This is a genomic window from Ruminococcus sp. RTP21198st1_G1_RTP21198_201120 (assembly GCF_040924265.1).
Taxonomy (GTDB): Bacteria; Bacillota; Clostridia; order Oscillospirales; family Ruminococcaceae; genus Hominimerdicola; species Hominimerdicola aceti.
Genome location: NZ_JBCOMH010000011.1, coordinates 99435 through 125581, shown reverse-complemented (window position 1 = coordinate 125581; position 26147 = coordinate 99435). Strand labels below are relative to the sequence as shown.

General features: G+C 44.4%; 19 protein-coding genes, 1 tRNA gene and 1 other RNA gene. 15 read left to right on the top strand and 6 right to left on the bottom strand.

The annotated features are described in order from the left end of the window. The first annotated feature begins 829 nt into the window (after nucleotides 1-829). The 10 genes from rpoB (at nucleotide 830) to tadA (ending at nucleotide 16938) form a co-directional block, all read left to right on the top strand. On the top strand, nucleotides 830-4654 hold the full coding sequence (rpoB, locus tag AB5627_RS08865; RefSeq protein WP_278340025.1) for a DNA-directed RNA polymerase subunit beta: 3825 nt from the start codon (nucleotides 830-832) through the stop codon (nucleotides 4652-4654). Between the two features lie 119 nt (nucleotides 4655-4773). Beyond that, nucleotides 4774-8352, top strand: a complete 3579-nt coding sequence (rpoC, locus tag AB5627_RS08860; protein ID WP_022288667.1) for a DNA-directed RNA polymerase subunit beta' — start codon at nucleotides 4774-4776, stop codon at nucleotides 8350-8352. 109 nt (nucleotides 8353-8461) lie between these two features. Beyond that, nucleotides 8462-8929 (top strand): RNA polymerase sigma factor, encoded by a 468-nt coding sequence (locus tag AB5627_RS08855; RefSeq protein ID WP_329967781.1) that lies wholly within the window; start codon nucleotides 8462-8464, stop codon nucleotides 8927-8929. Nucleotides 8930-9104: 175 nt separating this feature from the next. After that, nucleotides 9105-10448 (top strand): hypothetical protein, encoded by a 1344-nt coding sequence (locus AB5627_RS08850; protein ID WP_368369800.1) that lies wholly within the window; start codon nucleotides 9105-9107, stop codon nucleotides 10446-10448. Between the two features lie 207 nt (nucleotides 10449-10655). After that, nucleotides 10656-11081 carry a 30S ribosomal protein S12 gene (gene rpsL, locus AB5627_RS08845; RefSeq protein ID WP_022288664.1) on the top strand — a complete coding sequence of 142 codons (426 nt, stop codon included), beginning with the start codon at nucleotides 10656-10658 and terminating at the stop codon, nucleotides 11079-11081. 195 nt (nucleotides 11082-11276) lie between these two features. After that, entirely contained in the window at nucleotides 11277-11747 is a 471-nt protein-coding gene (rpsG, locus tag AB5627_RS08840) for a 30S ribosomal protein S7 (RefSeq protein WP_022288663.1), read from the top strand. Nucleotides 11748-11768: 21 nt separating this feature from the next. Beyond that, nucleotides 11769-13847, top strand: a complete 2079-nt coding sequence (fusA, locus tag AB5627_RS08835) for an elongation factor G (RefSeq protein ID WP_022288662.1) — start codon at nucleotides 11769-11771, stop codon at nucleotides 13845-13847. A 114-nt stretch (nucleotides 13848-13961) separates the two neighbouring features. Then, on the top strand, nucleotides 13962-15161 hold the full coding sequence (gene tuf / locus AB5627_RS08830) for an elongation factor Tu (RefSeq protein WP_022288661.1): 1200 nt from the start codon (nucleotides 13962-13964) through the stop codon (nucleotides 15159-15161). A gap of 146 nt (nucleotides 15162-15307) precedes the next feature. Next, nucleotides 15308-16468 carry a CPBP family intramembrane glutamic endopeptidase gene (locus AB5627_RS08825; protein WP_022288660.1) on the top strand — a complete coding sequence of 387 codons (1161 nt, stop codon included), beginning with the start codon at nucleotides 15308-15310 and terminating at the stop codon, nucleotides 16466-16468. Further along, complete coding sequence (gene tadA, locus AB5627_RS08820; RefSeq protein ID WP_022288659.1) at nucleotides 16465-16938, top strand: tRNA adenosine(34) deaminase TadA; 474 nt, start codon at nucleotides 16465-16467, stop codon at nucleotides 16936-16938. The genes AB5627_RS08825 and tadA overlap by 4 nt, the downstream gene beginning before the upstream one ends. Nucleotides 16939-16955: 17 nt before the next feature. Here the strand turns inward: tadA and recR are convergent, their stop codons facing one another. From recR to AB5627_RS08790, 6 genes are all read right to left on the bottom strand, one after another. Next, complete coding sequence (gene recR, locus AB5627_RS08815; protein WP_022288658.1) at nucleotides 16956-17558, bottom strand: recombination mediator RecR; 603 nt, start codon at nucleotides 17556-17558, stop codon at nucleotides 16956-16958. Continuing rightward, a complete protein-coding gene (locus AB5627_RS08810; protein WP_022288657.1) occupies nucleotides 17558-17908 on the bottom strand; it encodes a YbaB/EbfC family nucleoid-associated protein in 351 nt (116 codons plus the stop codon). Before AB5627_RS08810 ends, recR begins: the two co-directional genes overlap by 1 nt. Before the next feature lie 24 nt (nucleotides 17909-17932). Continuing rightward, complete coding sequence (dnaX, locus tag AB5627_RS08805) at nucleotides 17933-19552, bottom strand: DNA polymerase III subunit gamma/tau (RefSeq protein ID WP_265290433.1); 1620 nt, start codon at nucleotides 19550-19552, stop codon at nucleotides 17933-17935. Nucleotides 19553-19589: 37 nt separating this feature from the next. Next, nucleotides 19590-19689: signal recognition particle sRNA small type (gene ffs / locus AB5627_RS08800), an RNA gene on the bottom strand. A 191-nt stretch (nucleotides 19690-19880) separates the two neighbouring features. Further along, complete coding sequence (locus tag AB5627_RS08795; RefSeq protein ID WP_022288655.1) at nucleotides 19881-20759, bottom strand: chemotaxis protein CheX; 879 nt, start codon at nucleotides 20757-20759, stop codon at nucleotides 19881-19883. Beyond that, a complete protein-coding gene (locus tag AB5627_RS08790) occupies nucleotides 20760-21140 on the bottom strand; it encodes a response regulator (protein ID WP_022288654.1) in 381 nt (126 codons plus the stop codon). A gap of 224 nt (nucleotides 21141-21364) precedes the next feature. On the opposite strand from AB5627_RS08790, the gene AB5627_RS08785 reads away from it, so the two are divergent. The 5 genes from AB5627_RS08785 (at nucleotide 21365) to AB5627_RS08765 (ending at nucleotide 25876) form a co-directional block, all read left to right on the top strand. Next, a tRNA-Leu gene (locus AB5627_RS08785) sits at nucleotides 21365-21451 on the top strand. Between the two features lie 438 nt (nucleotides 21452-21889). After that, a complete protein-coding gene (locus tag AB5627_RS08780) occupies nucleotides 21890-23233 on the top strand; it encodes a TrkH family potassium uptake protein (protein ID WP_278945744.1) in 1344 nt (447 codons plus the stop codon). Nucleotides 23234-23245: 12 nt separating this feature from the next. Then, nucleotides 23246-23890, top strand: a complete 645-nt coding sequence (locus AB5627_RS08775; RefSeq protein WP_022288652.1) for a TrkA family potassium uptake protein — start codon at nucleotides 23246-23248, stop codon at nucleotides 23888-23890. 191 nt (nucleotides 23891-24081) lie between these two features. Further along, nucleotides 24082-25200 (top strand): ATP-binding protein, encoded by a 1119-nt coding sequence (locus AB5627_RS08770; protein WP_022288651.1) that lies wholly within the window; start codon nucleotides 24082-24084, stop codon nucleotides 25198-25200. Then, nucleotides 25193-25876, top strand: coding sequence for a response regulator (locus AB5627_RS08765; RefSeq protein ID WP_022288650.1), 684 nt, complete (start codon nucleotides 25193-25195; stop codon nucleotides 25874-25876). The genes AB5627_RS08770 and AB5627_RS08765 overlap by 8 nt, the downstream gene beginning before the upstream one ends. Nucleotides 25877-26147 lie beyond the last annotated feature (271 nt).

Genomic DNA, 26147 nt, shown 5'->3' with positions numbered 1-26147 from the left:
TGTTCTGTCCTACAATGGTTGTAATCGTGGACTTGTTTCTTCGACGGGCGAACGCTGTTCGCCCCTACAGATTTGTTACCGTAATTTTGACCGATATATATATATTCAATTTTCAAGTTTCGTCCGGGGTGTGTCACCGAGTATAATGACCTAGGTTTTGCATATACAAAATACCGCAATGCACACCCACGCTTTGACACAAGTTCTCTACAGCCTGTTCCAGAAACTCACCTCGGTTTCACTAAGTCGCAGGGCTTGTATGTGCCCGCAAGTATCAAAACGCTTTCTACTTATACACGAAAAGCACCTCTTTTGTTGCATAAAAAATGCAACAATTGCAGAAATGTTGCCAAATTAAAATATAAATCATTTGTTTGCACAATTTGTTAAGTGAGTTTTTGTTGGATATGACAAGTAAATCGGATTTATTATGTAATGGCAGACAAGTTGGTGCATATAGTGATGAAATAAAGGGTAGGTTAGGGTGGAGGTAATGAGGCGGAGGGTGATAAAAGCAGGTGAGTAAACGAAAAATTTACGATTTGATAACACATTGGTAATAGTAGAAGTTTCTGCGTCGAATTGTGCGATTTTTGTTCAAATCGGAGAAAATAGGAAAATCGGCGAGATGTGTAAGCTAAAATGCTTGACAAGGGCTTGCTAATATTATATAATAGTATACTGTATCATAATGGAGTTTTCCACCTATTTCATGCGTTTTTGAGTGCATAAAATCATGGAAAACACCGCCAAAACCACTGGCGAATACGATTGTTATATAGTATTATATAAATGTATTTTCCAAATAAATTAAGGAGTGATTGAGCCTATGGTGAATGTCAAGGACGTAAAACTTGGTAAGAACACGAGAAAGAGCTTTGCCAAGATCAATGAGGTTCTGGAGATGCCTAACCTTATTGAAGTGCAGAAGAACTCTTATCAGTGGTTCCTCGATGAAGGTCTGAAGGAGGTCTTCAGAGATGTTTCAGCTATTACTGATTATAATGGTACGCTGGAGCTGACTTTTGTTGGATACCATTTCGACGAAGAGGCTAAGTATTCTGTTGCAGAGTGCAAGGCGAGAGATGTAACTTATGCAGTGCCACTGAGAGTTACTGCAAGACTTAACAATACCGAGACCGGCGAGATCAAGGAGTCCGAGGTATTTATGGGTGACTTCCCTAAAATGACCGACAGCGGAACTTTTGTTATCAACGGTGCAGAGCGTGTTATCGTTTCTCAGTTGGTGCGTTCACCAGGTGTTTATTACGCTTTTGATAAGGACAAGACCGGTAAGGATCTGTTCAAGACAACTGTTATCCCTAACAGAGGCGCTTGGCTTGAATATGAAATGGATTCTAACGACGTGGTTTATGTCAGAATCGATAAAAACAGAAAGATCCCTCTTACTACTTTCCTGAGATCGCTGGGTATTGGTACTAACGAGGAGATCGAGGAAGTTTTCGGTCCTGATGAAAGACTTACTCAGACTATCATGCAGAAGGATCAGACTGCTAACAGAGAGGAAGCTCTTCTTGAAGTTTACAAGAAGCTCCGTCCGGGCGAGCCTCCTACAGTAGATTCTGCTGTTACTCACCTGAACAACCTGTTCTTTGACGCTAAGAGATATGATCTTTCAAGATTTGGCAGATATAAGTACAACAAGAAGCTTGGCGTTGGTTCAAGACTTTCAGGTCACAGACTTTCAAGACCTGTTGTAAATCCTATGACAGGCGAGGTAATGGCTGAGGCTGGCGATCTTATCAGCTTTGATAAGGCTATGGAGATCGAGACCGCAGGTGTTATGGAGGCTTACGTTGACGTTGAGGTAAAGGAGCATCTTACTTCCGCAACAGGCGAGGCTGTTACAAAGCTTGAAGAGTGTGAAGTTAAGATCATAGGCAACGGCATGGTAGACATCAACGCTTATGTTGATTTTGACTGCACTGAGCTTGGTATCAACGAAAAGGTATCTTTCAAGGCTCTCAAGGAAGTTCTTGAAGATTCTGAGAATGAGGAAGAGCTTAAGGAGAACATCAAACTTAAGGCTGACGACCTCGTTCCAAAGCACATCACTATCGATGATATTATCGCTACGGTTTCTTACTTCCTCAACCTTTGCGAGGGCGTTGGTACTGTTGACGATATCGACCATCTTGGCAACAGAAGAATCCGTTCAGTAGGCGAGCTTCTTCAGAACCAGTTCAGGATCGGTTTCACAAGAATGGAAAGAGTTATCCGTGAGAGAATGAACATTCAGTCACAGGGCACTGAGGTCGTTACTCCTACAGCTCTTATCAATATAAGACCTATCACTGCGGCTATCAGAGAGTTCTTCGGTTCTTCTCCACTGTCACAGTTCATGGATCAGAACAACCCTCTGGCTGAACTTACTCATAAGAGAAGACTTTCAGCCCTCGGCCCTGGCGGTCTTTCAAGAGACCGTGCCGGATTTGAGGTTCGTGACGTTCACTATACTCACTACGGCAGAATGTGTCCTATCGAGACGCCTGAAGGTCCTAACATCGGACTTATCTCTTACCTTGCTTCTTTCGCAAGGATAAACGAGTACGGCTTTATCGAAGCTCCTTACAGACGTGTTAACAAGGAAACAGGCGTTGTAACTGACGAAGTTGTTTATATGACGGCTGACGTTGAAGATAACTACATGGTCGCTCAGGCAAACGAGCCTCTTACTGAGGATAACAAGTTTGCCAGACCTAAGGTAAACGGCAGATACAGAGATCAGATCCTCGAGATAGAGAGAGAGAAGATCGACTTCATGGACGTTTCACCTAAAATGGTAGTTTCTGTGGCTACTGCTTGTATCCCGTTCCTTGAGAACGATGACGCTAACCGTGCGCTCATGGGTTCAAACATGCAGAGACAGGCTGTGCCGCTGCTCAAGACTGAGTCTCCTATCGTTGGTACTGGTATGGAGTACAAAGCTTGTCTTGATTCAGGCGTTGCTGTTGTTTCTAAGAACGCAGGTGTTGTTGAGAGCGTTGACGCTGACAAGATCGTTATCCGTGAGGACAGCGGTATGCTCAGAACTTATGAGCTGACTAAGTTCAAGCGTTCAAACGCAGGTACTTGCACAAACCAGAGACCTATCGTCAACAAGGGCGAGAGAATTGAAGCTAATCAGATAATCGGTGACGGCCCTGCTACCTCAAACGGTGAGCTTTCACTTGGTAAGAACGCTCTTATCGGCTTCATGACTTGGGAAGGTTACAACTACGAGGACGCCGTTCTTCTGAACGAAAACCTTGTAAAGCAGGATAAGTACACTTCTATCCATATTGAAGAGTATGAGACAGAAGCCAGAGATACAAAGCTCGGACCTGAGGAGATCACAAGAGATATCCCTAACGTTGGTGAGGACGCTCTTAAGGATCTGGACGAGAACGGTATCATCAGAATAGGCGCAGAGGTTCGCTCAGGAGATATACTTGTTGGTAAGGTAACACCTAAGGGTGAAACTGAGCTGACAGCAGAAGAAAGACTGCTCAGAGCTATCTTTGGCGAAAAGGCTAGAGAAGTTAGAGATAATTCTCTTAAGGTACCTCACGGCGAGGCTGGTACTATCATTGATGTTAAGATATTCACAAGAGAGAACTGCGACGAGCTTTCTCCTGGAGTAAATATGCTCGTCAGATGCTACATCGCACAGAAGAGAAAGATCTCTGTGGGCGATAAGATGGCGGGTCGTCACGGTAACAAGGGTGTCGTTTCAAGAATACTCCCACAGGAGGATATGCCATTCCTTGAGGACGGTACTCCGCTTGATATCTGTCTTAACCCATTGGGCGTACCTTCTCGTATGAACATCGGTCAGGTGCTTGAGGTTCATCTTGGTATGGCGGCAAAGGCTCTTGGCTGGAAGATAATGACCCCTGTATTCGACGGTGCTCACGAGGCAGACATCAGAGAATGCTTCAAAATGGCTCAGCAGAATTATCTGGAGCATAAGGACGATGAGTTCACTCTCCACACAATGGACGAGGTCATCAACCCTAACGCTCTGAGCATGAGCGAGGACGGCAAGTTCACTGTTTATGACGGAAGAACAGGCGAGAAATTCGATAACAGAGTTACAGTCGGTTATATGTACTACCTGAAACTCCACCACCTCGTAGACGATAAGATACACGCACGTTCAGTTGGTCCTTACTCACTGGTAACACAGCAGCCACTCGGCGGTAAGGCTCAGTTCGGTGGTCAGAGATTCGGAGAAATGGAAGTTTGGGCGCTCGAAGCTTACGGTGCTGCTTACACACTTCAGGAGATCCTTACAGTTAAGTCTGACGATACTGTGGGAAGAGTCAAGACATACGAGGCTATCGTTAAGGGACAGAATGTTCCTAAGCCTGGTGTTCCTGAGGCGTTCAAGGTACTTGTTAAGGAGCTTCAGTCACTTGGTCTGGATCTCAAGGTACTCAACATCAATAACGAGGAAATAGATCTTAAGCAGTCGTTTGACGAGGACGAGGAGCTTGTTCCACAGCCTGCTATCGAAGATCATATCGATTTCGGCGTTGACGAGGGCGATCTCGACGAGGGCTTCATGGCTGAAGACGAGAACGGCACTTCCGAACTGGAGGGCAGCGCAGCTTCCGACGAGTCTGATCTGTTCCTTAATGACGGTGAATAATTTTGCACAGTAACTAAATAAGCTGAGGTCAAAGGGCGGAAGGCTCCGCCCTTGCGACCGTTTCATATAGAAGTCGGCTGTTGCCGTGCTTCAAACTAAACAGGAAGAGGGTACTGCTGTTGGAATTCAATGAGTTTGCATCAATCAAGATCGGTCTTGCTTCGCCTCAGAAGATCCGTGAGTGGTCTTACGGCGTTGTTACCAGACCTGAAACAATAAACTATCGTACTCAGAAGCCGGAAAAGGACGGATTGTTCTGCGAAAAGATATTCGGACCTTCAAAGGACTGGGAGTGTCACTGCGGTAAATATAAGAAAATTCGCTTTAAAGGCAAAGTCTGCGAGCGCTGCGGCGTTGAGGTAACAAGAGCCAAGGTTCGTAGAGAGAGAATGGGTCACATCGAACTTGCTGCACCTGTTTCTCACATTTGGTATTTCAAGGGAACTCCGTCAAGAATAGGACAGATGCTTGAAATATCACAGAAAAGACTTGAAGAAGTTCTTTACTTCACAAAATACATCGTTATAGATCCAGGTAACACTGAGCTTATCAAGGGTCAGCTCCTTACTGAAAAGGATTATAGCGAAATGCAGGAAAAGTATGACGAGGACGAGTTCAGAGCCGGCATGGGCGCTGAGGCTATCAAGGAGCTTCTTGAAGAGATCGACCTCGAGAAGCTTTCAGAAGAGCTTAAAACTGAGCTGAAGGATCTTCCTGCGGGTCAGAAGCGTATCAAGCTTCTGAAAAGACTGGAGATCGTTGAGGCTTTCAGAACATCAGGCAACAGACCTGAGTGGATGATACTGGAGGCTATACCTGTTATACCACCTGATATCAGACCTATGGTACTGCTGGACGGCGGAAGATACGCAACCAGCGACCTTAATGACCTTTACAGACGTGTTATCAACAGAAATAACCGTCTTAAGAAAATGCTGGAGCTTGAAGCACCTGACATCATCGTTAGAAACGAAAAGAGAATGCTTCAGGAAGCTGTTGACGCACTTATCGACAACGGCAGACACGGCAGACCTGTTACAGGTCCTAACAACAGAGCATACAAGTCACTTTCTGATATGCTCAAAGGTAAGCAGGGACGTTTCAGACAGAACCTTCTTGGTAAGCGTGTTGACTATTCAGGACGTTCTGTTATCGTCGTAGGCCCTGAGCTTAAGATGTATCAGTGCGGTCTGCCAAAGGAAATGGCTCTTGAGCTGTTCAAGCCTTTCGTTATGAAAAGACTTGTTGACACCAATCCTACTATCAACATCAAGTCTGCAAGGAAAAAGGTAGACAGAGCTGAGCCAGAGGTTTGGGACGCACTTGAAAACGTTATTCAGGGTCACCCTGTAATGCTCAATCGTGCGCCTACACTTCACAGACTTGGTATTCAGGCATTCGAGCCTATCCTTGTAGAGGGCAGAGCTATCAAGCTTCACCCACTGGTTTGTACAGCGTTCAACGCTGACTTCGACGGCGACCAGATGGCTGTTCACCTGCCGATCTCAGCAGAGGCTCAGGCTGAGGCAAGATTCCTTATGCTGGCTGCCAACAACCTGTTGAAGCCTTCAGACGGACGCCCTGTTGCAGTTCCTACACAGGATATGATACTTGGTTCTTACTACTTGACACTGAAGAAGGACGGCGAGCCTGGCGAGGGCAAGGTGTTCAGAGATGTGAACGAGGCTCTTATGGCTTACGATCAGCACATCGTTTCACTTCACGCTGCTATCAAGGTAAGAATTACCAAGCAGATAGGCGACAAGCAGGTATCAAAGGTGATAGACGCTACAGTCGGAAGACTTATCTTCAACTCTATCATTCCTCAGAACCTTGGCTTTGTTGACAGAACAAATTCAGAAAAGCAGTTCGATCTTGAGATAAGCTTCCTTGTAAAGAAGAAGCAGCTTTCTGATATCATTGATAAATGTATCCAGAAGCACGGTACTACTACGACTTCCGAAGTTCTCGACAACATCAAGAGCCTTGGTTATAAGTATTCTACAAAGTCTGCTATCACAGTTGCAGTATGCGACGCTTCTATCCCTGAGGCTAAGAAGGATATCCTTGCTAAGGCTGACGGACTTGTTGACAAGATAGACAAGCAGTATAAGAGAGGTTATATTTCAAGAGAAGAGAAGTCAAAGAAGTTCATCGAGATCTGGAACAACGCTACAGACGAAGTTACAGAGGCTCTGAAAGCTAACCTTGATCCATACAACCCTATCAACATGATGGCTGACTCAGGTGCCCGTGGTTCTATCAACCAGATCAGACAGCTGGCAGGTATGCGTGGACTTATCGCCAACACATCAGGTTCAACTATCGAGATGCCTATCAGAGCTAACTACCGTGAAGGTCTTAACATTCTGGAATACTTCATTTCTTCCAGAGGTGCGAGAAAGGGACTTGCCGATACAGCTCTTCGTACTGCTGACTCAGGTTACCTTACAAGACGTCTTGTTGACGTTTCTCAGGACGTTATCATTCGTCAGGAGGACTGCGGTACTCACGTTGGTATCGAGATATTCGACATAAAGAACGGCAATGAAATGATCGAGCCTCTCAGCGAGAGACTTGTTGGCAGATACCTTGTTGAGGATCTCAAGGATCCTAAGACAGGCGAGATGATATGCTCAAGAAACAAGCTCATAAACGTTCATGACGCTGAAAGAATAGTTGCTGCACTCGAAGCTGAGGGCAAGGATTCTATCTCTATCAGATCAGTTCTTCAGTGTCAGGCTAAGCATGGCGTTTGCGCTAAGTGCTACGGCGCTAACCTTGCAAACGGAAATATCGTTCAGGTCGGTGAGGCTGTCGGCGTAATCTCCGCTCAGTCTATCGGTGAGCCTGGTACACAGCTTACAATGAGAACCTTCCACACAGGTGGTATCGCATCTGCGGAAGATATCACACAGGGTCTTCCTAGAGTCGAGGAACTGTTTGAGAGCAGACGTCCAAAGGGTGCTGCTATCATCACAAGGATCGACGGCGTAGTTAGGATCGAGGAGGTCAAGAAGACCAAGCAGATCACTGTTACAAGCGAGGACACTGAAAATCCTGAGCAGGAGTCTTATGCTATCCCATACGGCTACAAGATAAGAGTTCGTGAGGGACAGGCTGTTACAGCCGGTGAGCCGCTCACAGAGGGTTCTATCAACCCAGCTGATATCCTTGCAGTTAATGGTCCTAAGGCTGTTCAGAACTACATCATCACCGAAGTTCAGAAGGTTTACCGTCTGCAGGGTGTTGATATCAACGATAAGCACATCGAAGTTATCGTTCGTCAGATGATGAGAAAGGTCAAGATCGACGACTCCGGTTCAAGCTATCTGCTCCCTGGTTCACTTATCGACAGAGGAGAGGTCGCAAGACTCAACGAGGAGATACAGGCTCAGATCGACGCTGGCGACGAGAACGCAAGACTTATCACAACTGTTCCTGTTCTTCAGGGTATCACAAAGGCTTCAAGCTACTCGGATTCATTCCTGTCGGCTGCTTCATTCCAGGAGACAACTAAGGCTCTTACAGACGCAGCTATCAGAGGCAAGACCGATAAGCTCATGGGTCTTAAGGAAAATGTTATTATCGGTAAGCTCATTCCTGCCGGCACCGGTATGGACGTTTACAACAACGTTCAGGTGGTCAAGAATGAGAGTGCGGCTAATCATAACACCGCAGAAACACCGTTGTACTAATGACTTTTATATCAGCCTGCATGGTTCATTCATGCGGGCTGATTTTTTTATTTTGTATGAAACCTTTTTGCCTGCCACGGCGTTTTAGTATATGAAGGGGAGTGAAAGCATGAAGAATATGACCGAAAGCGAATACCGCCAACTTGTAGAGGAGTATTCGGATATGGTAACAAGGCTTTGCGTGGTGCACACGGGAAATTTTTCCGACGCTGAGGACTGCTATCAGAACGTGTTCTTCAAGCTTTTCAAGCAGATGAAAAAAGGCAGTCTGCCAAACCCGAAAGCGTGGCTCATCAGAGTGGCTCTCAACGAATGCCGGAGTGTTTTGCGGTATCGTTTGAGGAAAAACACAGTCGATCTGAACAGCATAACGTCTTTCTCAAAGGACGGCAGCGACATAGAGATACTTGACCTTATTTTCAGACTTCCCCCGAAATATCGGGATAGTATTTATCTTTATTACTTTGAGGAGCTGTCGGTGCAGGAGATAGCACAGCTTACGAAGATAAAGGAAAATACCATAAAAACGCATTTGAAACGTGGAAGAGAACAACTGAAGGATATGATAATGTTGTGAACTATATAAATGTCAATAAAAAACTAGGGCATTGGGACGTCGCATTTCTGTGAAACAGAAATTGAGCCGCTCCCCTACAAAAGAGGTAAAAACTATTATGTTGGGGCTGGACTTTCAGCATAACATTGACTGAAGGTATAGTTTGCAATGAGGATATCACAGAAAGGGGCAGCAAATGAAAAAGATAAATGCTTTTTACTGTATAAAAACTCCTTCGGATTGGAAGGAGAGTGTGCTTATGTATGACAAGCCTACAGAGAAAAATAAAACAAAACTTACAGGCTTTCAGCTTGCAGGTGCGGTGCTTGCGGCTTTGCTTCTGGTGGTGGGCGGTGCGCTGACCCTTTATCGCAGCGGTGATGAGCATAAGATCAATGTCGGTATGCAGCAGCCAAGTATAGACAGTTCGGAAAGCCTTGACAGCACTGAGCTTACGGCTGATTTAGAACAGGCACAAAATGCGCTTAAGCAGGTCGTTAAAGACAAAGAGATAACGGCGGTCGGAACGTATGCCGGCTGCGGCTCGGACGGAACGGGATATCTTTTTGTCGATAAGATATATGTTGAGAAATACACCTCTGAAAAGGGCGGATTGATCGACTATGTTACTGTGAATGAATATGAATACCTGAAATACCACTATTACGCTGCGTTTAAACTTGATTTCAGAGCGAAAGATGTTACCACAGGGAAGTTTGTTTATGCGGACGAACTGAAAGTGGGCGAAAAAATCGCAGTCGGCACAAACTGCGATAATCTGAGTAATTGGAACTCGGATGAGATCGCAACAGGTCTTGGCGAAACGGTCGGTGGCGACAGCTTTGGAACAGACTTCTATTATTCACTGAGATCATCAATAGCCTATGCTTATGATATCGACAGTTCAAAGGACACAGGCAAGGAAAAGCTTGATAAGCTCATTCTTGATAGTGTACAGCATATGTACGAAGATATGATACTGCAAGCTGACGACTTCAGCATTGTGCTAAATCCTGTTGAAAAGGACTGGGGATTTAAAATTGATACGTTGGTAAATTCTGTTAAGCATATCAATTATGATGCTGACAATTACGAAAGGGATATTATCTATCCGCTGATAATAACACCAATTGAAAAGGGTAAAGCCATAAACGTTTCCACAGCAGGAGGGTCAAAGGAAGGCATAATTATCAAGGTGGACGGAAGATATTTCAGTATAACTTCCAATTATAAGGATATTGTGGAGCAGGACGATACTAATAATGAATGGTACGGTTCCCAAAGTGCGACGGTAAAGAACAACAGAAATTACTTCTTTGATGAAAATGAATGGCTCGTTGCAATTAAATTCGCAACGGGTGCAAACACCTATTTTAGTGATGATCTGAAACTTTATATCAATGAAGTACAAAACGATATAACCTATTCGGACAAGACTGACGACAGCGATTGTGTTATAACTTATCATAGATTCAGCGAGACAGAGGTCGAAGTGGCGGATAAAGGAGAAATTTTAGATACAGACAGCAAGACGGAATGAGGGAATATATTTGCAGGGCAGGGCGTGAAAAGCCGCTGCCCTGTGCTTTTTATAGCTTTTGACAGAAAATTTAACTGAAATTTTCAAAAAGTTAAAAAAGTCAAGAAAAAGTGCTTGACAAGAGACGGAGAATAGTGTATAATATCAAGGTATGCTGATGTATTGTATATCAGCGTATAGTATCAAATCTATGAAAGGAGAGAAAATATGCCAACCTTTAACCAGTTAGTAAGAAAAGGAAGAAATGTCCTTGCAGACAAGTCTACAGCTCCTGCTCTTCAGAAGGGTTTCAACTCAAAGAAGAAGGTAGTTATCGATCAGAGCTGCCCACAGAAGCGTGGCGTTTGCACAGTAGTAAGAACTGCTACACCTAAGAAGCCAAACTCAGCTATGAGAAAGGTTGCCAGAGTTAAGCTCACAAACGGAAACGAAGTTACAGCTTACATCCCTGGTATCGGACACAATCTTCAGGAACACTCCGTTGTTCTTATCAGAGGCGGACGTGTTAAGGACCTCCCTGGTGTAAGATATCACATCATCAGAGGCACTCTCGACGCTCAGGGCGTTGCTAAGAGAATGCAGGCGAGATCCAAGTATGGCGCTAAGAAGCCAAAGGCAGGAGCAGCCAAGTAATCAAAAACTGAAAAGCTCATTTTAGTAACAAGGTAATAACTCATTGTCGCATATTGCGAAGACCACAGTTTATGTGGAGTGATTAATATATATTAGTTGACTCTACAAGGAACTGACGGGGCTGTAAAACGGCTGTGTGCCGTGGTTACAGAGCGAGTACCTGTGAATTCATTATTTGTGAAGGAGGGAATTAAAGTGCCAAGAAGAGGTAGAGTTACAAAGAGAGACGTGCTTCAGGATCCAGTATACAATTCTAAGCTTGTTACACGTCTTGTAAACAACATCATGCTTGACGGTAAGAAGGGTGTTGCCCAGAAGATCGTTTACGGAGCATTTGAAATTGTCGAAGAAAAGACAGGCAGACCTGCTCTTGAAGTATTCCAGGAGGCTATGGATAACATCATGCCTGAGCTGGAGGTCAAGGCTCGCCGTGTAGGCGGTGCGACTTACCAGGTACCAATGGAGGTTCGTCCTGACAGAAGACAGACACTTGGTCTGAGATGGATAACAAAGTATTCTCGTGAGAGAAACGAGGACACAATGAGAGAGAGACTCGCAGCAGAGATCCTCGACGCTCTTAACGGCGTTGGCGGCTCATGCAAGAAGCGTGACGAAACTCATAAGATGGCTGAAGCTAACAAGGCTTTCGCTCATTACAGATGGTAAGAGGTATAAAGGAGGATATATATGGCAAGAGAATGTAAATTGCAGGACTACCGTAATATCGGTATCATGGCACACATCGACGCCGGCAAGACTACTACTACAGAGCGTATCCTGTTTTATACCGGTGTAAACTATAAGATCGGTGAAACACACGACGGTGCATCTACAATGGACTGGATGGCACAGGAGAAGGAGAGAGGTATCACAATTACTTCTGCTGCTACTACTTGCTACTGGAAGGGTCACAGACTCAACATTATAGATACTCCAGGCCACGTTGACTTTACAGTTGAGGTTGAGCGTTCACTTCGTGTACTCGACGGTTCTGTAACAGTTCTTTGTGCTAAGGGTGGTGTTGAGCCTCAGACTGAAACGGTTTGGAGACAGGCTGATAACTATCAGGTACCAAGAATGGTATATGTCAACAAGATGGATATCATGGGTGCAGACTTCTACAACGTTTTGAATATGCTCCATGAAAGACTTCATTGTAATGCCGTTCCTATCCAGCTCCCTATCGGTGCTGAGGACGACTTCAAGGGTATCGTCGATCTGCTCGAAATGAAGGCTTATGTATACTATGATGACCTTGGAAAGGATATCCGTCAGGAAGAGATCCCTGAGGATCTCAAGGAAAAGGCTGAACAGTATCACGCTGACCTTATCGAGCATCTTGCAGAAGTTGATGACGATCTCGCTGAGAAGTATTTCGCAGACGAAGAGATCACTATCGACGAGATGAAGAAGGTAATCAGAAAGAGTACTATCGCTAACACAATGGTACCTGTTACCTGCGGAACTTCATACAGAAACAAGGGCGTTCAGAAGCTTCTTGACGCTATTGTAGATTATATGCCTTCACCTATCGACGTACCACACATTAAGGGTACTGACGTAAATACAGGTGAGGAAGTTGAGAGAATTTCAGGCGACGATCAGCCATTCGCTGCTCTCGCATTCAAGATCGCTACAGACCCATTCGTTGGTAAGCTCTGCTACTTCAGAGTTTATTCAGGTGTTCTGACAGCTGGTTCTACAGTTTATAACTCCACTAAGGATAAGGACGAGAGAATCGGAAGAATCGTTCAGATGCACTCTAACGCTAGAAAGGATATCGATACTATCTACGCTGGTGATATCGGTGCCGCTATCGGTCTGAAGAACACAACAACAGGTGACACTCTTTGTGATGAAGAGCACCCTGTACTTCTTGAGTCAATGGAATTCCCTGAGCCTGTTATCCAGCTCGCTATTGAGCCTAAGACTAAGGCAGGTCAGGAAAAGATGGGTATCGCTCTTGCAAAGCTTGCTGAAGAGGACCCAACATTCAGAACTTATACTTCTGAGGAAACAGGTCAGACAATTATCGCCGGAATGGGCGAGCTGCACCTTGAGATCATCGTAGACAGACTTCTCCGTGAGTTCAAGGTAGAGGCAAATGTCGGTGCTCCTCAGGTTTCATATAAGGAAACAATCACTGCTCCTGCAAGCGTTGATTACAAGTACGCTAAGCAGTCAGGTGGTAAGGGTCAGTACGGTCACGTTAAGATCAACGTTGAGCCAAACGAGTCCGGTAAGGGCTATGAGTTCATCAACAAGGTTGTCGGCGGTGCTATTCCTAAGGAATACATTCCTGCAGTTGACGCAGGTATCAGGGGCGCTATGGAGAACGGTGTTCTCGCTGGCTTCCAGGTAGTTGACGTTAAGGTTGAGCTGTACGATGGATCTTATCACGAAGTCGACTCTTCTGAAATGGCATTTAAGATCGCCGGTTCTATGGCGTTCAAGGAGGCTATGAGAAAGGCTTCACCAATCATTCTTGAGCCTATCATGAAGGTTTGCGTTATCGCTCCTGATGATTATCTCGGAACAGTTATAGGCGACCTCAACTCCCGTCGTGGACAGATCCTCGGTCAGGAGCAGAGAACTGGTGCTGTTCAGGTAGACGCTCTCGTTCCACTGTCTGAAATGTTTGGTTACTCAAATGACCTGCGTTCTAAGACACAGGGCCGTGGACAGTACACAATGGAGCCTGACAGCTACATTCAGGTACCAAAGTCTATCTCTGAGAAGATCATGGCTTCAAGAAACAAGGACTAATAAATTTGCGGAAAATTTTCTGCTTTTTCTATTGCAAATTTGCATTTTATTTGATATAATTATACTACGGTATGTTAAATCGGAAACTATTAAATTTTAAGGAGGAAAATTCCTATGGCAAAGGCACATTTCGAAAGAACCAAACCACACGTTAACATTGGTACAATCGGTCACGTTGACCACGGTAAGACAACTCTTACTGCTGCTATCACAAAGACTCTTGCTCTTGAAGGTCTTGCTGAGAAGAAGGATTACAACAACATCGACTCAGCTCCAGAGGAGAGAGAGAGAGGAATTACAATCAACACAGCTCACGTTGAGTATGAGACAAAGAACCGTCACTATGCTCACGTTGACTGCCCAGGCCACGCTGACTATGTAAAGAACATGATCACTGGTGCTGCTCAGATGGACGGCGCTATCCTCGTAGTTGCTGCTTCTGATGGTCCTATGGCTCAGACAAGAGAGCACCTTCTCCTTGCTAGACAGGTAGGCGTTCCAGCTATCGTTGTTTTCATGAACAAGGCTGACCAGGTTGACGATGAAGAGCTTCTCGACCTCGTTGAGATGGATATCAGAGAGCTCCTCGACAAGTACGATTTCCCTGGCGACGAGACTCCAATCATCAAGGGTTCAGCTCTTGCAGCTCTTGAAGCTCCAGACGATCTTTCAGATCCAGCTTACAAGCCAATCCTTGACCTTATGGACGCTGTTGACACATTCATCCCAACACCAGACAGAAAGTCTGATCTCCCATTCCTGATGCCTGTTGAGGATGTATTCACAATCACAGGCCGTGGTACAGTTGCTACTGGTAGAGTTGAAAGAGGTCAGCTCAAGACTGGTGACGAAGTTGAGATCCTCGGACTTTCAACTGAGAGACCAAAGACTGTTGTAACAGGTATCGAGATGTTCAGAAAGATCCTTGACTACGCTGAGGCAGGCGACAACATCGGTGCACTTCTCCGTGGTATCCAGAGATCTGACATTCAGAGAGGCCAGGTTCTTTGTAAGCCAGGTTCCATTCACCCATACACAAAGTTCTCAGGTCAGGTTTACGTTCTGAAGAAGGAAGAGGGCGGCCGTCATACTCCATTCTTCAACAACTACAGACCACAGTTCTATTTCAGAACAACTGACGTTACTGGCGTTATCACACTTCCTGCTGACAAGGAAATGTGCATGCCTGGCGATAACGTAGAGATGGACGTTGAGCTTATCACTCCAATCGCTATCGAAGAGGGACTTCGTTTCGCTATCCGTGAGGGTGGTAGAACAGTAGGTTCTGGCGTCGTTACTGCTGTTAGAGACTAATTTTTAGTTTGCTATATAAAGATCGGGTACAATATGTATCCGATCTTTTTTTGTCTTAAAATATTATGAATAATAAGTTAAATGATATTTGCATGCTTTAAAAAAGTACGGTGATATGCTATAATTAGTATATCGGAGGTGAGAATTTGAACGATACAAATACTAAAGATTATATGATTGACGTTGCCCAGGATACAACTTATCAAAATCAGAGTGATGATTATAAGAAGTCGTTTGCAAAGTGGCGTTCAAATCCTCAGAATTCGTTTGGATTCCAGTTTACACATGATACAAGAGAACACTCATACATTGATGGCGAGGGTTTTGTGCCTCATAAGGCAGAGGTAGCTGAGAGGATCTCTATGCTAAAATGCTGTAGTTTGTTGGGCATTTGTCTTGTGGTAATGCTTGCTATTGATTTTCTTAACTATTTTATAGTGAATAAATACGCACCGGATACAACTGGTACATTTGTGTATTTTTCTCAAACAGATGGCGGATATGGCAGATATGGTGTTGGAATGACTTTTATTTTAGGTCTGTTGTTTGCTGCAAAGTTTGTTGTGCCTGGTCTTATTTTTAAGATCGTTACTAAGATCCCTAACAAAGTCGTTTTTGCAAATTCAAAGGGCTACGAAAAAATGCGTGGAACTGCTGTGGTAATTATGATGGTCATAATCGTTGTGGGCAGAGTTGGACAATATATCCTTAGTCTGCTGTTTTCAACTGTGCATTTAGACGGGATATATTCTATTTTTGTATTCTCTGAGGATCCTGTTGTTGCTCTTGTTTCTTTTGCTTTCTTTGCGATCATTGTTCCTATAATGCAAGAGATAGTATTTCGAGGAGTTTTTTTGCAGACTTTTCGTCAATTTGGTGACACCTTCGCTATTATGATCACTGCTGTTGTGAACGGTTTGTGCTACTATGATATTACATATCTGCCTTTTGTTGTGTGCTGCACTGCAGTTCTTGGACTTTTTACTATACGAACAGGCTCGGTTTTTACTGCAATTTCAATGAGTATTTGCGCCCACATCACGAATTTTGTATTAAGTTACATTGTTCTCTATGATCTTCCTTATGCCAAAATAGCAGAAGTCATAATCTGTACAGTGATCGTTGGTGTATCACTTGTGATGTACTCGAAGCTTACAAGCTTTGGTGACTGGACATTCAACATTGAAAATGATAATTCTTTTATGACCATGTCAAAGCGAGTTAAATCTTTCATTTCAACTAACTCGATCGCAGTGTGGATAGCTGCAATTCTTGTGACTATGTTTGTGTGTGCGAGGATAATATGACGAGAGATGAGCTTTACATGAAAAAAGCGTTGGAGCTTGCGGAAATTGCCGCAGAGCAGGGGGAAGTACCTGTGGGTGCGATAGTTGTGAAGCGTTCCAGCGGTGAAATAATCGGCAGGGGATTCAATCGTCGTGAGTATGGGCGTTCCCCCTTGACTCATGCCGAACTTGTGGCTATTGAGGAAGCGAGTCGCAATCTTGGGGGTTGGCGGCTTATGGGTTGTGAGCTTTTTGTTACTCTCGAGCCTTGTCCTATGTGTACGGGTGCGATAATAAATTCTCGAATTGAGCGTGTGGTTTTTGGTGCGTATGACCAAAAGGCTGGTTCTTGCGGGTCGGTGGTAAATCTTTTTGAGCTACCCTATAATCACAAACCTCTTTGCACAGGCGGTATACTGCAAGAGCGGTGTGCAGATACACTGACGGAATTTTTCAAAAATCTTAGACGTAAAAAAAACCTCTCCGAATAGTTCGGGGAGGTTTTTTCTTATATTTCGTTTCGATTTTCCAAAGCCTTGTAAAGCGTCACTTCATCAGCATATTCAAGCACTCCGCCAACGGGTAGACCGAACGCCAAACGTGTGACCTTTACACCAAGGGGTTTCAGCAGCCTTGAAATGTAAATTGCCGTAGCTTCACCATTAACTGTAGGATTAGTAGCCATAATGACTTCTTTAACATTCTCAGGCTCTATCCTCGCAAGCAGTTCTTTTATTTTAAGCTTGTCAGGGGAAATGTCGTCCATAGGGGAGAGAAGTCCATGCAAAACATGGTAAACGCCTTTGTACTCCTTAGTACGCTCGAAAGCGGCTATATCCTTTGGGTCTTCTACTACGCAGACCGTTGTGTGGTCACGTCTTGGGTCGGCACAGATAGGGCACTTTGGCTTGTCAGTAAAGTTCTGGCAAACACTGCAAAGATGAACGCTTTTGTGGGCATTAGTGATAGCCGCTGCAAAAGCCGATGCGTCCTCGTCTGTCATGGACATAACATAGTAGGCAAGGCGCTGTGCGGACTTCATGCCTATACCAGGGAGCTTTGCAAATTGCTCTGCCAGAAGTACCAAAGGCAGTGCGTTTGACTCAGCCATTAAAACAGACCTGGGAATGATACTCCGCCTGTGAGTTTCTGCATTTCAGTGTCGCTTACTTCATCGAGGTTAGCAACAGCCTGATTGAAAGCTGCCATAACGAGGTCCTGAAGTGTTTCAACGTCCTCTGGATCAACTACCTCAGGCTTGATATCAAGCTTAAGGACATTTCTCTTGCCGTTGATAGTTACCTCAACAACTCCGCCGCCTGCTGTACCTGTGAACTCTCTCTGCTCAAGGTCTGCCTGAAGAGCTGTGATCTCGTCCTGCATTTTCTGAGCCTGCTTGAGCATCTGATTCATGTTATTGGAAGGACCCTTGCCCATTCCCTGTGGAAGTCTTGCTTTCATTTTAAAAACTCCTTATATTCAAAATTATTTTTTTATATCAACTTCAATATCAAGTTTTTTCGCTTTGTCAAGCAACTGATTTATAGGATTTTCCGTATCCTCAGGTGCGACATTTTTGGCTGATTTGACTTTGATAGTGAAGTTTTGTCCGAAATTATTTTTCAGTATCTCATTAAGCACCGTAGCATCGCCGCTTGCTTTGAACTTTTTGAGATAAAAGTCATTGTGTACTATCATAAGCAACACATTCTGACACATATAAGCCTTTGAATTGACTAAGAAACAGCCTATGGCAGGATTTGTCTGCTTGACCTGCTCCACAATGTTGTCCCAAGTCTGCACAAGCTTGAAGTCGCTTGCTTTCATTTTCTTGAAATCCGGGTCTAAAGGCTTTGGTGGTGGAGCTTGTTCCTGCTGAACTGGAGTGGCGATCTGCGGTTGAGTCTGCAAAACGGCACCATTTTTTAGTGCATTCTCAAGCTGAGTTATTCTATTAAGAAGCACCGTGATCTCAGCATTGCCTGATACAGCCTGCACAGTTGCACCTGCTTTTTGAGCAGCTCCGCACAGCTTTATGATACACATTTCAAGCTCGATACGCTTTGATGTGCTTTTTGCAAAACGCTCGCTGCACTCCTGCAAAGTATTTATATCCCCGAGTATCTCGTCCAGCTTCATGCGTTCTGCAAGGGCTTTAAGTCTTTCATACTCGTCAGGCAGACAAGTTATAAGATCCTTGTTGTTGTCGATAGTTTTGATTATCATGACATTTCTCATCTGAGCGAGCAGTTCACCTGCCAAGACTTTCAGATCTTTTGACATATCATAAAGCTTGTCAACGACTCTGAGTGCGCCTGCGGCGTCCTTTTCGGCTATCTTTTCGAGAATATCAAAAAGATAATCACGTCCTGCAATGCCGGAAGCTGAGGAAACAACGTCAAGGGTGATGTCATTTTCATAGGCAACGCACTGGTCTAAAAGGGAAAGTGCGTCACGCATACCACCGTCAGAAAGCCTTGCTATCATGCCTGCGGCATCTTCGTGGAGGGTAAAGCCCTCCTGAGAAGCAATATACATAAGCCTTGAAACGATATCCTCGTTTCTTATCCTGTGGAAGTCGAAATGCTGGCATCTCGACACGATAGTTGCAGGAACTTTATGTATCTCCGTAGTGGCAAGAATAAACTTGACATGCGGAGGAGGTTCTTCCATAGTTTTCAGCAGGGCGTTGAATGCGCCGGCGGAAAGCATATGCACCTCGTCTATGATATATACCTTATATTTACATCTTTCAGGAGTATAGACAACGCCTTCACGCAGTTCTCTGATATCGTCTACTTTAGAATTTGAAGCAGCGTCAATCTCGATAATATCGGAAAGAGTGCCGTTGTCAGCGTCTTTGCATATCTCACATTCAAGGCATGGCTCACCGTCATGTGGGTCAAGGCAATTGATAGCCTTTGCAAAAATTCTTGCGCAGGTGGTCTTTCCCGTACCTCTCGAGCCTGTGAAAAGATAGGCGTGGGCGGTCTTGCCGCTTTTTATCTGATTTTTGAGAGTAGTTGTAATATGCGGTTGTGAAACAACATCGTCAAATGACATTGGACGCCATTTTCTGTACAATGCCTGATACAAAACTCTCACTCCAATCAAGAAAATAAAAAAATCAATCCGACATATGGGCGTGCGGGCGGAACTGTGACACACGAAACAAACCGCTTAATGCTGCTCGGTTCCCCGCCTGACATGGTTCACAGCGTTTCATTGCACAGGACCCGCACACCTATATCTCGGATTGATGAGGAACAATAACTGAATCATATCAATCTAACTTTTGTTACCTTACTATTATAACATACTTCCAATGAAATTTCAAGTGTTTTTGAAAAAAAGTTATAAAAAAAGGCAAAGAACATCAACGCCGCTGAACAAAGCTGGACAGCGGCGGATATTATGTGCTTGTAAAATTATATCAGGTGGCAATGATGAAATTCAGCTTGCCAAACGGATAGTTCACCGGGATACAGAATGCAGTGCCTGACAGGGCAAGCTCACCATTTTCCAAAAATTCCTGCGGTGTGAGTGTAAGTTCAACGCCATGCTCGTTTGACTCATTTACAACGAACAGACCGTCGTTTACGTTCAGAAATTCGCCTGCTGTAGCGTTTACAAAGTCATCGACCTCCGTGAAGCTCTCTTTGGCAAACCTCTCAGCGAAAGCCATATATGTCTTTGAATCTGTGGCAATGCAAGCCTCAGCGTTATACTTTCCATTTATTTTTTGGATAACGATATGTTCTGCTGCAAAATTCTTTATAACTGACGCTTCCATAGGAGTGAAATCGTCACCGATAAATCTGATAAGATTTTTGAAAAGCAAAGTAACATAATCAGTACAGATACGAGCATTTTCATCATTGTCAAAATGATAGAACTCATTGATAAGGTTATGTAGAGTTTCTGTTTGATTGTCTGAAATATCGTCGGTTATCTGATTTTCAGCCTTATAGTCTTTAAGTGCCTTTTCAAACTCAGCATTGGTAAGAGCACCGTTATTAACAAGGGTCTGACCCAGGAGAAGGTAATCTGTAGGCTGCTGAGCGAGAAGCTTTTCAACGTCGTCAGCGGTAACATAGCCAAGCTCCACGGCAAGGTCGCCAAAACGTTTATCGACACTCTGCTGAGTGATATTGACGTGCTCCACCTGCTCGGCTGTCATAAGACCAGCGTTTATAGCGAGAACGCCAAGGCGAAGTCTTGTATGCTTTTTAGCCTCGAAAGCCTGAGTAAGATCCTCAGCGGTACAAAGCTTATGGTTAAAGAGGTAGCCTCCAAAAAACTGCGCAAACATTTACAGTACCCCCTTTGCAACGTTCTCAAGGACATTAAGAGCGTCATTATCAGCTATAGGTTTCTGCAAAAAGTCCACAGCTCCCGACTTAAGAGCGTCTTTCAAATGGCTCTGAGTACCAACAGAAGAAGCCATTATCACCTTAGCGTCAGGGTCTTCTGCTATTATCTGTTTGAGGGCTTCAATACCTGTTACCTTTGGCATGATGATATCCATGAAAACCACGTCAGGCTTGAACTCCTTATATTTGCTGACAGCCTCCTCACCGTCGGCTGCTTCATAAACGGCTTTTACTCCAAATCCAGAAATAGACATACTGAGCTTTTTGCGAGCGAACATAGAATCGTCGCATATAAGCACTGTCATTTCATTTATATTCACGATAGATCCCTCCCGATTATTTTGCGGCAGCAGTTCCGTAATTGCCGATGACGGAGAAAATAATTTCTTTACTGCCTTGTTTTTAATTATATCATAAAATTCTCCAAAAGTCAAGAGTCGTCAAATGTGTTTTATGTTGAAAATATACAAACCAGTAAATGCAGAATTTACTTGCAGTTTGCTTGACAAAATGAAAAAAGTGTGCTATAATCATAATGTTATGTGCCGGTGTGATGGAATTGGCAGACGTGTCGGACTCAAAATCCGATGGTAGCGATACCGTACCGGTTCGACCCCGGTCACCGGCACCATGAAAACGGGTTCTTGTATCAAGAGCCTGTTTTTTTTATTAGTGTCCTCATTCTCTTCTGTCTCTGCTTCACCACCAAGAGCATTGGCGATGACCTCGGCTTGACAGTGCTTTCAGACGAACGGAAACGCCCCTCAGAGCCGTCCGAGCCTGCCGAGCGGAAAACTAACCGCCTGAAAAGAAAAGACCTGAGAAGTACTTGTGTGAGCAAATCTCAGGTTATTCAGTTTCAAAAAGGGTATGCTGTCATTGTGGCGCGCGCCATAATGATGATACGGACTTGTGTGGAACGGTTTGCAGGTGTTCTAATAGACTACGGGCAAGCGGCACACATCAATATTGTGCCTTAACGAAATCTTAACGCCGTAACCGTAATCTTAACAGCACTTTAACCGCTCATGTGATATAATAAAGCTATAATTTGAACGAGAGGTGTACGATGTTACATAAAAATAGAGTAAAAAACAGAACTCATATGACTTCATTTCGGGTCATCATTATCAGCTTCTTTTGCCTAATTCTGGTAGGCACGCTGCTTCTGATGCTGCCGATCTCATCAAGGCAGCGGTGTGTGACTTCATTCCCTGATGCAATGTTCACAGCCGTTTCAGCTACCTGTGTGACTGGGCTTGTTGTAAAGGATACTGCTACATACTGGTCTCTGTTTGGGCAGGTGGTCATTCTGATGCTAATTCAGATCGGAGGTATGGGCGTTATCACCGTCGGGCTTGCGATCATTAGAGCATCAGGGCGGAAAATCGGTCTGTGGCAGCGCAGTACGATGCAGGAATCCATCTCCGCACCGCAGGTAGGCGGTATTGTGAAGCTGACAGGCTTTATCCTTAAAACATCACTTATCATAGAGATGATCGGTGCGGCTTTGCTTGCACCCGTTTTCTGCAATGATCTTGGTATCGCTAAGGGACTGTGGTATTCCTTGTTTCACAGCATATCGGCTTTTTGCAATGCAGGCTTTGATCTGTTAGGCATAAAAGAACCGTTCTCATCGCTGACCTTTTACCACAGCAACATCTATCTCAATATCATCATTATGCTGCTAATTATTACGGGAGGCATCGGCTTTCTCGTCTGGGGCGATATCGGAACACACAAGCACAGGATCAGGCGCTACTCTCTGCAAAGCAAGGTCGTACTGATGACATCTGCTGTCTTGATCGTTCTGCCTGCGCTGTATTTCTTCTTTTTTGAATATGACCATGGGACTATCCATGACCGGACGATCCATTCACTGTTTCAGTCTGTCACAACACGAACCGCAGGCTTTAACACAACTGATCTCGCTGCTATGGATGAATCAGGTACAGCCATTATGATCATTCTTATGCTTATAGGTGGTTCTCCAGGTTCCACCGCGGGCGGTATGAAAACAGCGACTTTTGCTGTTCTGTTCCTTTCTGCGATCACAGTGTTTAGCCGCAGAAATGATGTGCAGTGTTTCAAAAGAAGAATATCAGACGAAACTGTCCGCAGTGCAGGCGCTGTTTTGTTTATGTATCTTGTATTGTTCTTTACAAGCGGTGTCATTATCAGCAGAGTGGAAAATCTACCGCTGCTGACCTGTCTGTTTGAAACAAGCTCAGCTATCGGTACTGTAGGGCTGTCACTCGGCATTACAAGCGGTCTGTCTGCTGTATCCCGTGTGATACTGATGATACTTATGTTTTTCGGGAGAGTCGGCGGACTGACACTCATTTATGCAGCTCTGCCGTCGGCGGACAGCCAGAATTCACGCTTACCGCTTGAAAAAATATCTGTAGGATAAGGAGTCTTATATATGAAAACAGTTTTAATTATCGGAGTAGGTCAATTCGGCAGTCATATTGCCAGACGCATGGAGGAGCTTCGGTGTGAGGTCATGGCAGTAGATGAAAATGAGAAGCATATCAACGATATCCTGCCTTATGTGACCAACGCAAGGATCGGTGACAGCACCAATGAGGAATTTCTCCGTTCGCTTGGTGTAGGAAACTATGATGTTTGTATCGTTGCACTCGGCAGCCGGTTTCAGTCTTCTCTGGAAACAACGTCTTTGCTCAAGGAGCTGGGGGCAAAGAAAGTCATATCCCGTGCGACAAATGATGTACAAATGAAATTCCTGCTTAAAAACGGAGCCGATGAGGTTGTCTATCCTGAGAAGCAGATGGCACTTCGCATCGCTACAAAATATGCATCAGACAGCATACTCGACTTTATTCATCTGGATAACAATTACTCGATCTACGAACTGAAAGTACCGAAGGACTGGTTCGGAAAGTCGCTTTCACAGATTGATATACGAAAGAAATTCAAGATCAATATTCTGACGATCAAACGCGGAGAAGAGGTATTTATCCCTTCACCGGACACTGTAATTGAAACTGATGACATCGCATTTGTCATAGGTGAGGTTCGGGATATCCAGAAGTGTTTCAGAATCTAGGAGATGATCGTGTGAGAGATGTTCTGCTTGCACTGTCTGTATGAGCAATGTTTCTCTACGGTTTTTATATTATGAAAAAAAGTAGATGAATTCATCGAGGAGATACAAAAGAGCAGACGTGAACACGACCTGTCAGAAGATGATGTTGACGAACACAAAAGTGATATGTTATAATAACAAGGGTGATCCTTATGACTGCTAATTCTATAAAAAGTTCTAAAGCATTTTCTGTGTTCAAAGACTCCGCTATATGTATTGTGGTGCTGACAGCCGCAACACTTGCCGGATACGCATTCAAAGCCTTTCAACTTGCCGATGCGGACATTATCATGCTGTATATTATTGCTGTGCTTGTGATATCCATTTTTACATCAAAGATGTATTTCTGCCTGATATCATCATTAGTAGGAGTGATGCTTTTCAACTGCTTCTTCACCTATCCTGAGTTTTCTCTTTCAGTTCACGATGCAGGCTATCTTGTCACATTTGTGACGATGTTTATTACAGCGTTCATTGCAGGAACGCTTGCCAATAAGCTGAAACGCAATATCCTGATCGCTGAGCAGAATGCCCGTGAAAAGGAGGAGGCGGCACTTCTGGCGCAGAATGAACAGCTTAGAGCTGATATGCTCCGTTCCATATCCCATGATCTCAGAACACCGCTGACCTCCATATCAGGCAATGCCAGTACGCTCATTTCCGGCGGCGATACGCTTGATGAATCAGCACGTCAGCAGATATACACGGATATTTATTCCGAATCAATGTGGCTTATCGAAATGGTGGAAAATCTTTTATACGCTACACGAATTGAGGACGGCAGAATGCAGCTCAATATCTCGGTAGAGATACTTGATGACATTGTTCAGGAGGCTGTCAGACACACCAAACGCACTCACCCAAAGCGAAATATCATCGTTGATATGTATGACGAGATAATCCCCGTTATGGCAGATGCGAACCTTATCGTACAGGTCATAGTCAATCTTCTGGATAATGCTGTTAAGTACAGTGATGAGGATTCTGATGTTACCGTCAGTGTGCGCCGAGAAAATGCGCATACTGTTGTGATATCCGTGTCCGATCACGGCTCTGGTATCTCCGATGAAGAAAAAGAAAAGGTATTTGATATGTTCTATACGGGCGGCAGCCGTTCCTCAGACAGCAGAAGAAGTCTGGGGCTGGGGCTTGCACTGTGCAGGTCAATTATTACTTCACACGGCGGTACTATATCTGTCAGCGACAACATACCAAACGGTACAGTTGTCAGCTTTACTCTGCCAATAGGAGAGGTCGATTTAAATGAATGAATATCTTGTTCTGGTGGTGGAGGATGACAAGCCTATCAGAAATCTTATTACAACTACTCTTAAAATGAATGACTATCGCTTTATTACTGCTGTCAGGGGCAATGAAGCGATCATGCTCAGCGCTTCGCATAAGCCTGATATTATCATACTTGACCTTGGACTGCCTGATATTGACGGTGTTGAGGTGATAGAGCATATACGCACTTGGAGCGATGTTCCTATCATCATAGTCAGTGCAAGGAGCGAGGAAAGGGACAAGATAACAGCCCTTGACAAAGGTGCAGATGATTACCTGACAAAGCCTTTCTCTGTTGATGAACTTCTCGCAAGGCTCAGGGTGATACAAAGGCGGCTTATGAAGTCCGAAAACATCTCGGTCACGGAGTTTGTCAATGGCAGATTACGGATAGACTATGTTTCAGGCTGTGTTCACCTTGATGATGAAGAAATTCACTTGACACCGATAGAATACAAGCTGCTTTGCCTGCTTGCCAAGAATGTCGGCAAGGTGCTGACGCATAAGTACATTATCCAAAGTGTATGGGGAACTCCTGCGGATAACAGCGAAGCCTCCCTGCGTGTATTTATGGCTACCCTGCGAAAAAAGCTTAGTGACAGCAGTCAGGCGCTGATACAAACACATATCGGTATTGGGTATCGTATGATGAAATTATAGTTTTAGGGAGCAGTACAAAGCAGACACTTTATTTGATGATCTGTATCGCCTTCAATGACTGCAAAAACAATTGAACTGATTTTTTCTAAAGGAAAAAAGGGCAATGCCTTCCACTCACGGAGGACATTGCCCTTTTCTTTATGCTGTGATTATATCAGCCCTGAATCTCCTGCATCATAGTTGCAATCCTGTATAATAAAACTTGACACATACAAAACAATCAAAGTATAATAAAAACAAGGGAGTGTGTCATCAATGGGAACAGGAAAAC

What these genes read in the sequence shown, in the direction of transcription:
- fusA (WP_022288662.1), top strand. Translation starts at nt 11,769, where the DNA reads ATGGCAAGAGAATGTAAATTGCAGGACTACCGTAATATCGGTATCATG.
- AB5627_RS08850 (WP_368369800.1), top strand. Translation starts at nt 9,105, where the DNA reads ATGAAAAAGATAAATGCTTTTTACTGTATAAAAACTCCTTCGGATTGG.
- AB5627_RS08775 (WP_022288652.1), top strand. Translation starts at nt 23,246, where the DNA reads ATGAAAACAGTTTTAATTATCGGAGTAGGTCAATTCGGCAGTCATATT.
- AB5627_RS08765 (WP_022288650.1), top strand. Translation starts at nt 25,193, where the DNA reads ATGAATGAATATCTTGTTCTGGTGGTGGAGGATGACAAGCCTATCAGA.
- rpoB (WP_278340025.1), top strand. Translation starts at nt 830, where the DNA reads ATGGTGAATGTCAAGGACGTAAAACTTGGTAAGAACACGAGAAAGAGC.
- rpsL (WP_022288664.1), top strand. Translation starts at nt 10,656, where the DNA reads ATGCCAACCTTTAACCAGTTAGTAAGAAAAGGAAGAAATGTCCTTGCA.
- AB5627_RS08795 (WP_022288655.1), bottom strand. Translation starts at nt 20,759, where the DNA reads ATGTTTGCGCAGTTTTTTGGAGGCTACCTCTTTAACCATAAGCTTTGT.
- AB5627_RS08855 (WP_329967781.1), top strand. Translation starts at nt 8,462, where the DNA reads ATGAAGAATATGACCGAAAGCGAATACCGCCAACTTGTAGAGGAGTAT.
- AB5627_RS08770 (WP_022288651.1), top strand. Translation starts at nt 24,082, where the DNA reads ATGACTGCTAATTCTATAAAAAGTTCTAAAGCATTTTCTGTGTTCAAA.
- AB5627_RS08780 (WP_278945744.1), top strand. Translation starts at nt 21,890, where the DNA reads ATGTTACATAAAAATAGAGTAAAAAACAGAACTCATATGACTTCATTT.
- tuf (WP_022288661.1), top strand. Translation starts at nt 13,962, where the DNA reads ATGGCAAAGGCACATTTCGAAAGAACCAAACCACACGTTAACATTGGT.
- tadA (WP_022288659.1), top strand. Translation starts at nt 16,465, where the DNA reads ATGACGAGAGATGAGCTTTACATGAAAAAAGCGTTGGAGCTTGCGGAA.
- AB5627_RS08810 (WP_022288657.1), bottom strand. Translation starts at nt 17,908, where the DNA reads ATGAAAGCAAGACTTCCACAGGGAATGGGCAAGGGTCCTTCCAATAAC.
- recR (WP_022288658.1), bottom strand. Translation starts at nt 17,558, where the DNA reads ATGGCTGAGTCAAACGCACTGCCTTTGGTACTTCTGGCAGAGCAATTT.